General features: G+C 47.5%; 13 protein-coding genes, 1 tRNA gene and 1 rRNA gene. 5 read left to right on the forward strand and 10 right to left on the reverse strand.

The window, feature by feature from the left end; translation table 11 throughout:
- Window positions 1-23: 23 nt before the first annotated feature.
- Together NFR98_RS11525 and NFR98_RS11530 are read left to right on the forward strand one after the other, a co-directional pair.
- Window positions 24-1028, forward strand: coding sequence for a glycosyltransferase family 2 protein (locus NFR98_RS11525; protein ID WP_014096831.1), 1005 nt, complete (start codon window positions 24-26; stop codon window positions 1026-1028).
- Between the two features lie 31 nt (window positions 1029-1059).
- The gene (locus tag NFR98_RS11530) at window positions 1060-1449 is read left to right on the forward strand and encodes a GtrA family protein (RefSeq protein WP_014096830.1); all 390 of its coding nucleotides are present in this window, start codon (window positions 1060-1062) and stop codon (window positions 1447-1449) included.
- 453 nt (window positions 1450-1902) lie between these two features.
- On the opposite strand, the gene groL is transcribed toward NFR98_RS11530, so the two are convergent.
- On the reverse strand, window positions 1903-3528 hold the full coding sequence (groL, locus tag NFR98_RS11535) for a chaperonin GroEL (RefSeq protein ID WP_014096829.1): 1626 nt from the start codon (window positions 3526-3528) through the stop codon (window positions 1903-1905).
- Window positions 3529-3581: 53 nt separating this feature from the next.
- Window positions 3582-3866: a co-chaperone GroES gene (groES, locus tag NFR98_RS11540; protein WP_014096828.1), complete on the reverse strand. Its 285-nt coding sequence runs from the start codon at window positions 3864-3866 to the stop codon at window positions 3582-3584.
- 368 nt (window positions 3867-4234) lie between these two features.
- Here groES and NFR98_RS11545 point away from each other — a divergent pair, with 368 nt between their 5' ends.
- The gene (locus NFR98_RS11545) at window positions 4235-4963 is read left to right on the forward strand and encodes a CPBP family intramembrane glutamic endopeptidase (RefSeq protein WP_014096827.1); all 729 of its coding nucleotides are present in this window, start codon (window positions 4235-4237) and stop codon (window positions 4961-4963) included.
- Window positions 4963-5157 (forward strand): YdiK family protein, encoded by a 195-nt coding sequence (locus NFR98_RS11550; RefSeq protein WP_017550687.1) that lies wholly within the window; start codon window positions 4963-4965, stop codon window positions 5155-5157. Before NFR98_RS11545 ends, NFR98_RS11550 begins: the two co-directional genes overlap by 1 nt.
- 36 nt (window positions 5158-5193) lie before the next feature.
- Here NFR98_RS11550 and tatC read toward each other — a convergent pair whose 3' ends face one another.
- Together tatC and NFR98_RS11560 are read right to left on the reverse strand one after the other, a co-directional pair.
- Window positions 5194-5958, reverse strand: coding sequence for a twin-arginine translocase subunit TatC (gene tatC, locus NFR98_RS11555; RefSeq protein WP_014096826.1), 765 nt, complete (start codon window positions 5956-5958; stop codon window positions 5194-5196).
- A gap of 150 nt (window positions 5959-6108) precedes the next feature.
- Complete coding sequence (locus NFR98_RS11560) at window positions 6109-6792, reverse strand: redox-sensing transcriptional repressor Rex (protein WP_014096825.1); 684 nt, start codon at window positions 6790-6792, stop codon at window positions 6109-6111.
- Window positions 6793-7106: 314 nt separating this feature from the next.
- Here NFR98_RS11560 and NFR98_RS11565 point away from each other — a divergent pair, with 314 nt between their 5' ends.
- Window positions 7107-9026 carry an ABC-F family ATP-binding cassette domain-containing protein gene (locus NFR98_RS11565; protein WP_035190160.1) on the forward strand — a complete coding sequence of 640 codons (1920 nt, stop codon included), beginning with the start codon at window positions 7107-7109 and terminating at the stop codon, window positions 9024-9026.
- A gap of 302 nt (window positions 9027-9328) precedes the next feature.
- On the opposite strand, the gene tsaD is transcribed toward NFR98_RS11565, so the two are convergent.
- The 6 genes from tsaD to rrf form a co-directional block, all read right to left on the reverse strand.
- Window positions 9329-10345, reverse strand: coding sequence for a tRNA (adenosine(37)-N6)-threonylcarbamoyltransferase complex transferase subunit TsaD (gene tsaD / locus NFR98_RS11570; protein ID WP_017550684.1), 1017 nt, complete (start codon window positions 10343-10345; stop codon window positions 9329-9331).
- Window positions 10346-10801, reverse strand: coding sequence for a ribosomal protein S18-alanine N-acetyltransferase (rimI, locus tag NFR98_RS11575; protein WP_014096821.1), 456 nt, complete (start codon window positions 10799-10801; stop codon window positions 10346-10348). It abuts the gene before it with no gap.
- Between the two features lie 2 nt (window positions 10802-10803).
- A complete protein-coding gene (gene tsaB / locus NFR98_RS11580; protein ID WP_035190162.1) occupies window positions 10804-11505 on the reverse strand; it encodes a tRNA (adenosine(37)-N6)-threonylcarbamoyltransferase complex dimerization subunit type 1 TsaB in 702 nt (233 codons plus the stop codon).
- Window positions 11502-11957 carry a tRNA (adenosine(37)-N6)-threonylcarbamoyltransferase complex ATPase subunit type 1 TsaE gene (gene tsaE, locus NFR98_RS11585; RefSeq protein ID WP_014096819.1) on the reverse strand — a complete coding sequence of 152 codons (456 nt, stop codon included), beginning with the start codon at window positions 11955-11957 and terminating at the stop codon, window positions 11502-11504. Before tsaE ends, tsaB begins: the two co-directional genes overlap by 4 nt.
- A gap of 195 nt (window positions 11958-12152) precedes the next feature.
- A tRNA-Met gene (locus tag NFR98_RS11590) sits at window positions 12153-12226 on the reverse strand.
- A 16-nt stretch (window positions 12227-12242) separates the two neighbouring features.
- Window positions 12243-12358: ribosomal RNA gene (gene rrf, locus NFR98_RS11595) — 5S ribosomal RNA — on the reverse strand.
- Window positions 12359-12693: the final 335 nt, after the last annotated feature.

The following is a 12693-nucleotide window of genomic DNA, read 5'->3' on the forward strand; positions in this document are numbered from 1 at the left end:
GCTGGTAAAGGAGATGCTGTAGAATGAGTCAATATCCGAAATTAACGATTGTTGTTCCTTGTTATAATGAAGAAGCCGTATTGCATGAAACGATGAAGCAGCTGTCAGAGGTGCTCGAATCTCTGATCCAGTCCAAACTGATTGCAAAAGACAGCACGCTCTTGTTTGTCGATGACGGGAGCCGCGACAAAACCTGGCAGATCATTGAATCCGCTTCGGCCCGCCATCCGTTTGTAAAAGGCATTAAACTGTCGCGCAATGCCGGGCACCAGAATGCGCTGCTTGCAGGGCTTACGGTCGCCAGTGAGCATTCCGACTGCGTCATCTCCATTGATGCCGATTTGCAGGACGATATCCGGGCGATTCGGGATTTTATGGAAAAATATTGGCAAGGCTACGATATTGTATACGGCGTCCGCGACAGCCGGGAAACGGACACTTGGTTTAAACGGACAAGTGCGCAAGGGTTCTACTGGCTGATGGGAAAAATGGGGATTCAGCTCGTGCCGAACCATGCTGATTTCCGGCTGATGAGCAAGAGAACATTGGAGGAACTTTTAAAATATAAAGAAGCAAATCTGTTTTTGCGCGGGATTATCCCTTTGCTCGGGTTTCCTTCTACGAAAGTGTATTACGACCGAAAAGAGCGGATGGCCGGGGAATCAAAATATCCGTTAAAGAAAATGCTCGCTTTTGCCCTGGATGGCATTACGTCTTTCAGCATAACCCCGGTCCGCTTTGTGACGGCCCTCGGGTTTGTCACGTTTATTTTAAGTGCGTTTGTCGGCCTTTATGCCCTTATAGAGGAGCTTGCCGGCCATACCGTCTCCGGTTGGGCTTCCCTGATCATCTCTATTTGGCTCCTTGGCGGCCTAGAGTTGATGGCGGTGGGGCTGATCGGGGAATACATCGGCAAAATTTTTAAAGAAGTCAAAAGGCGCCCGCGCTATACCATTGAAACGAATTTATATAAAAACGAGAAATCTTCTTTCGTCTTAAGCCAAAACAGTGATACAATGAAAACTTGAAAACACAACTTACGAAAGGTTTGCTGGACCCATGCTCAAACAATATGCCGCTTTTCTTAAGTTTTGCATTGTCGGCGCCGGAAATACGCTTGTTGATTTTCTCGTATTTTTTCTGCTCACCTCCGTCCATGTGCCTTATCTGGTTGCACAGGCATGTTCTTATACGGCCGGCATGGCAAACAGCTATTTGCTGAACCGGTTTTGGACGTTTCAAGTAAGAAAAAAAGCAACATGGGCTGAAGCTTCACGGTTTATCGCCGTCAATTTAATTGTCTATGCGCTGACTTCCCTTCTGCTTTTCCTCTTTCACGAGCAGTGGGGCTGGCCGCTTTTATACGCGAAGATCATTGCCACACTGGCAGGGATGGCTGTCAATTTTCTTGGCACAAGGCTCTGGGTATTCCGTGAACACGCGGAATAACCGGGCCGGCATCCCTAAAAAAACCGGCTTGCCTTCTTTCTGTCACCTGTTCAGGCCCTTCATTTCGCGCCCACCACGCTTACGTTTGCCGCTTGCCTCACCCGCCATCATTAGCGGCTTATGGGCATAGCCTTCATTCCGCAATCACTTTTCTCAAACACTTCCCTCTATTTTGCAACCATCTTACTTACGGTTTATACGCTTCCCTTCATTTCGCAATCACCCCGTACAGGACTCATGCCGCTTCCCTTCTTTTCGGCTTTTGCCATTTCAACACCCCTGTTCATTTGTAAGCATACACAAAGCGTGTATGAGAAACAGAAAAAAGAGGCTCCCGGTCACTTCCCGGGAGCCTCATTAAAAATGTAACGATCTAAAACATGAACCGAAACATGGAATGGTACAGTTTTGAACGTCTGTAAAAGCCGTTATCCCAGCATTTTCAGGCGCTTATTACATCATGCCGCCCATGCCCATGTCAGGGGCGCCGCCGCCTGCAGGTGCCGGCGGTTCAGGTTTGTCGGCAACAACTGCTTCTGTTGTAAGCAGCATTGCAGCAACAGATGCAGCATTTTGAAGTGCGGAACGGGTTACTTTCGTCGGGTCCACGATACCCGCTTCAATCATGTTGACCCATTCTCCATTGGCGGCATTGTAACCAATGCCGACATCTTCTTTTTTCAGGCGTTCGACAATGACTGAACCTTCAAGGCCGGCATTTTCCGCGATTTGGCGTACAGGTTCTTCTAAAGCGCGTGCAACGATATTGATGCCTGTTTGAACATCGCCTTCTGCTTGAATGGAAGCAACTTTCTTGATGACATTGATCAGCGCCGTGCCACCACCAGCTACAATGCCTTCTTCAACAGCAGCGCGCGTAGAGTTCAAAGCATCTTCAATGCGCAGTTTGCGTTCTTTTAATTCGGTTTCTGTCGCAGCACCGACTTTGATGACCGCTACGCCGCCGGCCAGTTTTGCAAGGCGTTCTTGTAATTTTTCACGGTCAAATTCGGAAGTCGTTTCTTCCAATTGCATGCGGATTTGGTTTACACGTGCGGAAATTGCAGCAGAGTCGCCTGCCCCTTCAACGATTGTCGTTGTTTCTTTTGTAACAACCACTTTTCCGGCACGGCCGAGTTGGTCAATGGTTGCAGATTTCAAATCAAGGCCGAGTTCTTCTGTGATCACTTCGCCGCCTGTCAGGGTTGCAATATCTTCGAGCATCGCTTTGCGGCGGTCACCGAAGCCAGGCGCTTTTACCGCAACGGCATTGAATGTGCCGCGCAGTTTGTTGACAACGAGTGTTGCAAGAGCTTCCCCTTCAACATCTTCCGCAATCAGCAACAACGGTTTGCCTTGTTGGACAACTTGTTCCAGAACAGGCAGGATTTCCTGGATATTGGAAATCTTCTTGTCTGTAATTAAGATGTAAGGGTTATCCAGAACAGCTTCCATTTTGTCGGAATCCGTTACCATGTAAGGCGATGCATAGCCACGGTCGAACTGCATTCCTTCCACAACGTCCAATTCCGTTGAGAAGCCTTTTGATTCTTCAATGGTAATAACGCCATCGTTGCCCACGCGTTCCATTGCTTCAGCGATCAATTCGCCGACTTCTTCGTCAGCAGAGGAAATTGCAGCAACTTGGGCGATGGAAGCTTTGCCTTCGATTGGTTTCGAAATGGCTTTTAATTCTTCGACAGCAGCCGCAACTGCTTTTTCAATCCCTTTGCGGATGCCAACCGGGTTTGCACCTGCTGTTACGTTTTTCAGGCCTTCACGGATCATTGCCTGTGCCAGAACAGTTGCAGTGGTTGTACCGTCACCAGCTACATCGTTCGTTTTGCTGGCCACTTCGGAGACAAGTTTGGCACCCATGTTTTCAAACGCGTCTTCGAGTTCAATTTCTTTTGCGATCGTGACACCGTCATTTGTGATCAGCGGAGAACCGAATTTCTTTTCCAGAACGACGTTACGTCCTTTCGGGCCCAATGTCACTTTTACAGCATCTGCCAGTTTATCCACACCACGAAGCATACCGCGGCGGGCTTCTTCGCCGAATTTAATTTCTTTTGCCATTTATAAAACCTCCTCATGTCATATCGTTATTTCTATGTTTCAACAAGCCAGGCTTATTCCACAACCGCCAGAATATCGCTTTCACGAAGGATTAAGTATTCTTTTCCGTCATATTTCACTTCAGTGCCGGCATATTTCGAGAAGATGATGCGGTCGCCTACTGCTACATCGATGGCAACACGTTCACCGTTATCAAGGGTACGCCCGGAACCGACAGCCACAACTTTGCCTTCCTGTGGCTTTTCTTTTGCCGTGTCAGGCAGGACAATACCGCTTGCTGTTTTTTCTTCCGATTCAACTAATTCAATGACAACGCGATCACCCAGTGGTTTTAACACGTGAAACAACCTCCTTAATTCGTATTATGTAAAATTTTGTCCATTATTAGCACTCGCATAAGTTGAGTGCTAACACATTTATTATAATAAATAATTCCTTGCTTTTTTGCAAGTCTCTCATCCAACTTTTTTTATTTTTTTCGGGCCCTGCATCCTTTAAAGAGCCCCGTCAAAGGATGCCGGTTGCGCGCCTCCATTTCAGCCGCTTGCCCTTTTATAAGTATGCTTGATCACCATCCGGATATGCAACTGAAAAGGCTGGCTCTGCGCACGGCATTTGAACCCCGCCCGGTTCAATAGTACAATGAACATATTGGACGAATTTGCGATCCTTTAAACTTTGAACTGGCAAGAAAGGAAAAGAACGCGTGAAAAAAGAGTATGTGTATATTCTCGTGACGTACATCCTTATGCTGCTGTCCGGCGCCGTCGGGTATCCGTTGCTCTACTATGCCGGGGTGAACGTTTTCCACGAACCGGCAGACAGCATGCGGACATTGACGCCCCCGCTTTGGACCGTCATCAGCTTTATCATCGGGCTGATCATCGTCCTGTACTTTTTAAGAAAAGCCGCAAAGAAAGAAACAGACCGGACTGAACCGCTTCCGGCCGCGCCATCCGCCATATGGGCAATAGGCGGCGTCTTTCTTTGTTTCTTTGCCCAGACTGCAGCCGCGATCATTGAATCATTATTCGGTGCCCCGGCTGCCTCCAACAATACGCAGCAAATCATGGCGCTGATTGAAAGATTTCCGCTCGTCATCCTCATCAGCTCGATCGCAGGGCCGATTCTCGAGGAAATCGTTTTTCGGAAAATCATTTTCGGCACGCTGCGCAGGCGCTTTTCATTCCTTTTATCCGGTATTGTCAGCTCGGTTATTTTCGGACTCGCGCATACCGAACCGAGCCACTTGTTTTTATATTCCCTTTTAGGGCTGACGCTCGCTTATTTATACGAGAAAACAAACCGGATCACCGTTTCCATGTTTGCGCATGTTTCCATGAACACGATTGTGGTCGTGAGGCTGCTTTTGCACCCGTCCGTTCTGCAGACATCCGTACATGAAATTTACAGCTCAATTGGAGGACTTCTATAATGAGACCACTTTTTTCAGGGATTGTAAACTGCCTGCTCGGGGCTTTGTTCACTTATTTTGCCATTCAGCAGGTACAAGTGGGCGGCTGGGGCTTTTTTTCTTATTTACTGCTGTTGATTGCAACATTGGATCTGGGTTCCGGCATCAGGCTGATCTTTCTCCATTTCAAGCTGAAAAACTCAGTGAAAAAATAAAAGCCGTTTTCCGGCTCCGTCCGGAAAACGGCTTTCTTATTCAGAAGCAATCGTCTGTTCATCCATTGGCATTTCTTTTGCCGCTTTTTTGGCATTGCGGTACGCCATTTTCGAAATCAGTGTGCTTGCTTCATACAGCAAAACGAGTGGAACAAAGGTAATCAGCTGCGAAAACACGTCCGGCGGGGTGATGATGCCGGCAGCTGCAATCAAAGCAAGATACGCATATTTTCTTACCTTTTTCAACAGTCTCGGCGTAATGATGCCAAGCCGGGTCAGAAACAGGACCACGACCGGCATTTGGAACACAAAGCCAAACGGAAGCGTGATCTCTAGCAGAAACTGAATATACTCCCGGATCCCGATCACCGCACGAATGCCCATTTCATTTGACAAGCCCATCATAAACTTCACCATCAGCGGACAAAGCACGAAATAGGAAAAAGAAACGCCGGCTATAAAAAGCAAGATGGAAACAGGAATGTAACTTAATGTCAGTTTCTTTTCTTTCTCATACAGCCCCGGGCTTATAAACGCCCAAAGCTGGTACAAAATCACCGGCAGGGTCAATAGGCATGCGATCACAACCGAAACTTCCATAAAAACCTTAATAGGATCGGTTACCCTGAAGGCATTCATCGTGAACATGCCGGCATTTTTGGCATGCTGCAAATAACGTATAACAGGTTTTGCGGTAAAAAAGCCAACAACCAGGGCAAACAGAAAGAAAATGAGAACGGTAATTAACCGCTTTCTCAATTCCTGGATGTGTCCGGTAACCGGCATTTTTTTCGTATTCATCGCCGTTCCCCTTTAAGTGCCGGCGTTGAATCCGCCCTTTTCCCTTTGCACGCCACAGCCAAATCCGGCCATTGCCATTTGCGCCTGCATTCCGTTTTCAATCGGGCCACCCCCTGTACCCACTATGATAACGGAAAAAAAGCTTTTTGGCTATGGCTTCGCAACCGGCTCTTTTGTTTCTTTCAAATTTTCTTCATCATTTGAATAATGTTTTAAAAAATAGATCAGTGCCTGTAGTTCCACGGCCAGGTCAATATGATGGACGCGGATATCCGGCGGCACGTTCAGCCGGGCAGGTGTAAAGTTTAAAACGCCTTTTACATTTGTACTGGCAAGCTCGTCTGTCACTGCCTGGGCACTGGAAGCGGGGACCGTCAAAATCACAACCGTCACATCTTCCGCGCAAAGCCGTTCTCTTAATTCGTCCATGCTGTAAACAGGCACATTGCCAACATGGCTCCCCACCTTCCCGGGGTCATTGTCAAATGCCATCACAATCCGTGCGCTGTTATTCTTCGAAAAATTGTAATTCAAAAGGGCTGTACCGAGGTTCCCAACGCCAACCAGCGCTACATCTGTGATCTCATCCTGGTTCAGCGTCTTGCCGAAAAAAGACAATAAATATTTTACATTATAACCATAACCTTTTTTTCCAAGTGCCCCGAAGTAGGAAAAATCCCTGCGTATCGTAGCGGAGTCGACTTTCACCGCTTCACTCAGTTCCGCCGAGGATACCCTTTGCTTGCCAAGTGTATATAAATTTCTCAGGTACCGGTAATATAATGGAAGCCGTTTTGCAGTGGCTTGCGGTATTTTTACTGATTCATCCTTCATGTGAAATCCCCCAAGTTGAAAGCTTAAGTTTTTTGTGCTGTTGGTTCCAATCGTGCGTCCATTCCAGAATGGCAGCGCTGCCATTCTTCATTATAATATTACTCCTATCTGAGCAAAGAAAAAATATGTTTTAAAAAAATGCCTGCATGCGTCTTTTTCTCTCTCCAACTATGTTAAATATATCACAAGTAAGCATTTTTTTCATGGGTTTTTACGAATTTATGTGAAAAGTTTTTTGACAAATTCCGATCACGCCGGTTGAGTTGCAGTTCGCCTTCCTGTACACTTACAATGGTATAGAGGTGAACATAAAGATGATGTTGCTGCAAGTTCAACAAGTCACAAAATATTATGGCGCTGAACTTATTTTATCGGATATAAAATTAGAAATTCAAACAAAAGACCGGATTGCCTTGGTCGGGAGAAACGGGGCCGGCAAATCGACCCTCCTGAAAATCATCGCCGGCCAGCTTTCTTATGATGAAGGTTCCATCATTATGCCGAATGGTGTCGAAATCGGTTATCTCGCCCAAAATACCGGACTCGAATCGGATCTGTCCATTTGGGACGAAATGATGTCGGTTTTTAAAAATTTGCTGGATATGGAAAAACAGCTTCGCGAATACGAACAAAAAATGGCCGACCCTAAGATTTATAACCGCCCGGCGGAGTATGAAAAAGTGCTGCATGCTTATGATACTTTGCAGACACGTTTTAAAGATGAAGGCGGATATCAGATCGAAGCGGATATCCGGTCCGTTCTGCATGGCTTCCGTTTTGACCAGTACGACTACAACACCCCGATCCGGACATTAAGCGGCGGGCAAAAAACACGCCTTGCATTGGCGAAATTGCTGCTCACAAAGCCGGACATCCTCATTTTGGATGAGCCGACAAACCATCTCGATATCGAAACGCTCACCTGGCTGGAGCAATATTTACAAGGCTATGAAGGCGCCATTCTGATCGTGTCCCATGACCGTTATTTTCTGGATAAAGTCGTCAACCAGGTCTATGAAATTTCAAGGCATTCCATTAAAAAATACCACGGCAACTACAGCCGGTATCTGGAACAAAAGGCCGCCCAGTACGAGCGAGAGGTCAAACAATATGAAAAGCAGCAGGAAGAAGTTGCGAAATTGCAGGCATTCATCCAAAAAAACATTGCCCGTGCCACCACGACAAAGCGGGCGCAAAGTAGGAGGAAACAACTGGAAAAAATGGAATTGATGGACAAGCCGCTTGGCGATGAAAAATCTGCCCGGTTTTCGTTTGAAATTGCCAAACAAAGCGGGAACGAAGTCCTTCATGTCCGGGATGCTGCCATCGGCTACGACGGGGAGCCGGTTGCCAAAAACATCCATCTTTCAGTCAAAAAACAAGACAGTGTTGCCCTTGTCGGCCCGAACGGCATCGGCAAGTCAACGCTTTTGAAATCGATTATCCGGAGAATCCCGCTGATATCCGGCACGATCGAATATGGCTCCAACGTTATGACCGGCTATTACGATCAAGAACTGGCCGACTTATCTTCCAATAAAACGGTCCTCCGGGAATTATGGGATACATACCCGCTGAAAACAGAAAAAGAAATCCGCACGGCACTCGGGAATTTTCTTTTTTCCGGCGATGACGTTTTAAAAACCGTCTCATCCTTAAGCGGCGGCGAAAAAGCCCGGCTTGCCCTCGCCAAATTGATGCTGGAAAAGGCGAACTTTCTAATTTTAGATGAACCGACAAACCACCTTGATTTGGACAGTAAAGAAGTACTGGAAAATGCGCTCATCGATTACCCGGGAACGATTTTGTTCATTTCCCACGACCGCTATTTCATTAACCGGATTGCCACAAAAGTGGTGGAGCTCTCGCCGGAGGGAACCCGTGAATTTCTCGGCGACTATGATTATTATGTGCAAAAAAAAGAAGAAATGCTGGAAATTGCACGCCTGGAAAACACGAAACAAGAAAAGGTTAAAGCGGAACAGCCGGCGAAAAACAACTACCGGCAGGATAAAGAAGCAAAAAAACGCGAGCGGCAAAAAAAGCGGAGGATTGAAGAAATTGAAACAAGAATTGAAACGTTGGAAACAGAAATTCATGACCGGGAAGAAAAAATGGCCGACCCGGAAATCTTTCAGGACCATATTAAAATCCGCGAGCTGACAGAAGAACTGGAGCAACGGAAATTGGAGCTGGACGCGCTGATGGAAGAATGGGCAGAACTGGCGGAGTAATGTTTGGACCTGTGTGGAAATTTTCTGCACAGGTTTTTATTTTGGCATCTCGCGCCATGCACAGATTTATGCACAGGCGGTATATTGATTTCTTGCTTTCCAAAACGTTTTTCCACAAAATCCACAATTATCAACAGATTTATCCACAATACCCACAACCTGTCCGGAAAAATTTTAAAAGTTTTACACAAGTCCAATCATTTATCAACAACTTTTCCACAGATTGTGCACAATTCCCCTGCATATCTCCAAAAAAACCGGTGTATGGACGATTCCCATACACCGGTTTTTCACAACCCTGTTTAAAAGTTTTCAATGTCCAGCCCGGGATAAGCATTTAAGTCAAGGGAGCTTCTTTTTCCCTTTTCAAAAAGCACCGTCCCGCATGCGGCAATCATCGCCGCATTGTCTGTGCATAACTGGATCGGCGGGATGCGCAACGCCACTTCAGGGAGATCCCGGAATGCTTCTGAAAGGGCAGCGCGCAATCCTTTGTTCGCGGCAACACCGCCGGCGACCAGCACTTCTTTGACGCCAAACGCTTTTACCGCCTCCACGGTTTTACCGACCAATACATCAATCACACTTTGCTGGAAGCTTGCGGCCATATCTTCAGGCCGGATGCTTTCCCCGCGCTGCGCGGCATTATGGAGGGTGTTAATGACGGCTGATTTGAGCCCGCTGAAACTGAAATCATAAGTCCCTTCCAGCCAGGATCGCGGCAAATCAACATTTGGCTTTCCTTCATGGGCAAGCCGGTCAATCTGCGGACCGCCCGGATAAGGAAGGTTCAACGTTCGTGCTACTTTGTCATAAGCTTCCCCTGCCGCATCATCTCTCGTTTCGCCGATTACTTCAAACTCGGCATGGCCCTTCATCAGCACAAGCTCCGTATGACCGCCTGAAACGACAAGCGCAAGCAGCGGAAACTTCATTTCATGCCCGATCCGGTTCGCATAAATATGGCCGGCAATATGATGGACACCGACAAGTGGAATCTGATGCGCGAAACTGAGCGCCTTTGCGGCATTGACGCCAACAAGCAACGCGCCCACAAGCCCGGGCCCTTCTGTCACGGCGATCGCATCCAGGTCTTTAAAAGCCGCGTCTGCCTGCTGCATCGCTTCCTCAATGACAATGGTAATTTGCTCGACATGGTGGCGGGATGCAAGCTCTGGCACCACCCCGCCGAACCGTTTGTGGCTTTCAATCTGGGAAGCGACCACATTGGAAACAATTTCCGTCCCGTTTTTAATGACAGCTGCAGCCGTTTCATCGCAGCTCGTTTCTATGCCTAATACCAACAAATCTTTTTCCATTTATAAATTCACCCACATCACAATTGCGTCTTCATAATTATCCGTGTAATAGCCTTTCCGGATGCCGCCTTCCCGAAATCCGAGCTTCCTGTATAAGGAGCGCGCAATCATATTGCTGACGCGTACCTCCAGGCTGAGCGTTTTGGCATGGTTCAATGCGGCGTAAGCCATCACATTTTTTAACAGCGTCTCTCCCAGTTTCCGGCCTCGGTACTCCGGGAGCACCGCAAGATTGGTCACATGCGCCTCATCGACAATGACCCACACGCCGCAATAACCGATAACCTTTTCATTCTCGACAAGCACAAGATACATGGCAAAATGATTATGAACCAGTTCGTTGTAAAATGCTTCACGTGTCCACGGCATTGTAAAAGAATGCATCTCCACATTGTAAATTCCGTCCAAATCTGCAAGCGTGGCTTTTCGCAGCGTTATTTTCCCCGTTTTTTCCATTTTTAGTGACTCTCCCGTTTATGCTTTTCAAGCCATTTGGCTTCTGCCTCTACTAACCGTATGTAATTTGGAACGAAAGTGTGTATCTCCGCGTCCGGTTCATCCATCCCAAGCCTGGCCAGTTCGCCCGGCCTCGGATTATGCAGGGTCCAATCTGCTACCGCCATTTTATCTCCCAGCTTCTTCGCAAGAACGGCTTCATGAAGGGCAACATGCTGGCCGATCAATAATACGGGCGCCTCAAGCGCACTTAACCGGGTTCCCCATTCAGCGGATGATACATTGCAATCTTCCACTACTGTTTGCAAAACCCCGTTTTCATAGCGGTACAAACCGGTATAAATCCGCCCTCTGCGCGCATCAAAAAGCGGGGAAATATACCCGTCAAAATAACGGCCGGACGCCGCCAACAACTTCAGGCTGGAAACCCCCACCAATGGAATTTGAAGGCTCCAGGCCATCGTTTTTGCGATCGTGACGCCAATCCGTATGCCGGTGTAAGATCCGGGCCCTTTTGCCACCACAATCTTATCCAGCTCAGCCGGTTTTATCCCGCATGTCTCCATGACCTCCTGCACAGCCGGCATCACGCGGACACTATGATTTTTTTTCAAGTTTGTCATATATTCGGCCAGCACAACATGATCATCAGCCAATGAAACGCCCAGCACTTCATTTGAAGTATCGATTGCCAAAACTTTCATCCAAAAATCTCCTCACATAATGATACATAACGGTCCCCAAACGGTTCCGCTTCAATAAGCCTGCGGTCTCCTTCAAGGCGGAGAATGCGGATTTCCAAATAGCTCTCAGGCAACAGATCTTTGATAAAATGTGCCCACTCCACAACCGTCACGCCATCACCTTCAAAATATTCATCAAAACCAAGGTCCTCCTGCGCATCCTCCAAACGGTATACGTCCATATGATACAGCGGCAGGTTCCCCCGGTACTCTTTTATAATGGTAAAAGTCGGGCTGTTCACGGTACGGCGAATGCCCAGCCCGTTCGCAATCCCTTTTGTAAAAGTCGTTTTTCCTGCCCCCAGGTCACCCTCCAGCAAAAGGACATCCCCCGGTTTCAGATGGGCAGCCATTTTTTCTGCAAAAGAAAAAGTCTCTTCAGGGCTGTTGGAAACGAAACGATAACTCCCCATTTGCCGCCTCTCCTCTACAACTTTATCGCAAATTGCCGCCAATCCAAAGTACGGCGCGCCTTATAAAAAAAGCCTTAGGAATGTTCCTAAGGATGCTTCAATCCAATTCTAGTTTAACCGATTTTGGACAAATACGCAAAAACAGGATGAAAAATATAAAGAACAAGCAGTCAAACCACTGCTTGTTCTGATCGATTGCGGGGGCAGGATTTGAACCTGCGACCTTCGGGTTATGAGCCCGACGAGCTACCAGACTGCTCCACCCCGCGATAATAATATATTCAGGCCCGGCAGCGTCCTACTCTCGCAGGGGGAAACCCCCAACTACCATCGGCGCTGGAAAGCTTAACTTCCGTGTTCGGGATGGGAACGGGTGTCACCTTTCCGCCATCGCCACCGGACCTTAATGACAAGAAAAATTATAACACAGTTGCTGTTATTTATCAAGAGGAATAATTGTATTCCTTCAAAGCCGGATGGGAGAAAAAACTGTAAACGGAGAACGCGTTTCTAACTTTGAGAATTGTCTAGCTCCAGCGCCTATCGGCTAGCGTATTTCTACGCTTTCTCCCTACGATAAGTCAACATCGGCTCGCCGTGTTTCCTTTATCTCAGTCGAAAGCTCCGAAATCCGTACGCCGATGAGCGAGCGCCCTTCACTTTTCTATTTGGTTAAGTCCTCGATCGATTAGTATCCGTCAGCTCCACACGTCGCCGCGCTTCCACCCCGGACCTA

This window comes from Weizmannia agrestimuris (assembly GCF_943193165.1).
In the GTDB taxonomy this organism is placed as follows: domain Bacteria; phylum Bacillota; class Bacilli; order Bacillales; family Bacillaceae_C; genus Weizmannia; species Weizmannia faecalis.

What these genes read in the sequence shown, in the direction of transcription:
- NFR98_RS11525 (WP_014096831.1), top strand. Translation starts at nt 24, where the DNA reads ATGAGTCAATATCCGAAATTAACGATTGTTGTTCCTTGTTATAATGAA.
- NFR98_RS11530 (WP_014096830.1), top strand. Translation starts at nt 1,060, where the DNA reads ATGCTCAAACAATATGCCGCTTTTCTTAAGTTTTGCATTGTCGGCGCC.
- groL (WP_014096829.1), bottom strand. Translation starts at nt 3,528, where the DNA reads ATGGCAAAAGAAATTAAATTCGGCGAAGAAGCCCGCCGCGGTATGCTT.
- NFR98_RS11550 (WP_017550687.1), top strand. Translation starts at nt 4,963, where the DNA reads ATGAGACCACTTTTTTCAGGGATTGTAAACTGCCTGCTCGGGGCTTTG.
- tatC (WP_014096826.1), bottom strand. Translation starts at nt 5,958, where the DNA reads ATGAATACGAAAAAAATGCCGGTTACCGGACACATCCAGGAATTGAGA.
- NFR98_RS11560 (WP_014096825.1), bottom strand. Translation starts at nt 6,792, where the DNA reads ATGAAGGATGAATCAGTAAAAATACCGCAAGCCACTGCAAAACGGCTT.
- NFR98_RS11565 (WP_035190160.1), top strand. Translation starts at nt 7,107, where the DNA reads ATGATGTTGCTGCAAGTTCAACAAGTCACAAAATATTATGGCGCTGAA.
- tsaD (WP_017550684.1), bottom strand. Translation starts at nt 10,345, where the DNA reads ATGGAAAAAGATTTGTTGGTATTAGGCATAGAAACGAGCTGCGATGAA.
- rimI (WP_014096821.1), bottom strand. Translation starts at nt 10,801, where the DNA reads ATGGAAAAAACGGGGAAAATAACGCTGCGAAAAGCCACGCTTGCAGAT.
- tsaB (WP_035190162.1), bottom strand. Translation starts at nt 11,505, where the DNA reads ATGAAAGTTTTGGCAATCGATACTTCAAATGAAGTGCTGGGCGTTTCA.
- tsaE (WP_014096819.1), bottom strand. Translation starts at nt 11,957, where the DNA reads ATGGGGAGTTATCGTTTCGTTTCCAACAGCCCTGAAGAGACTTTTTCT.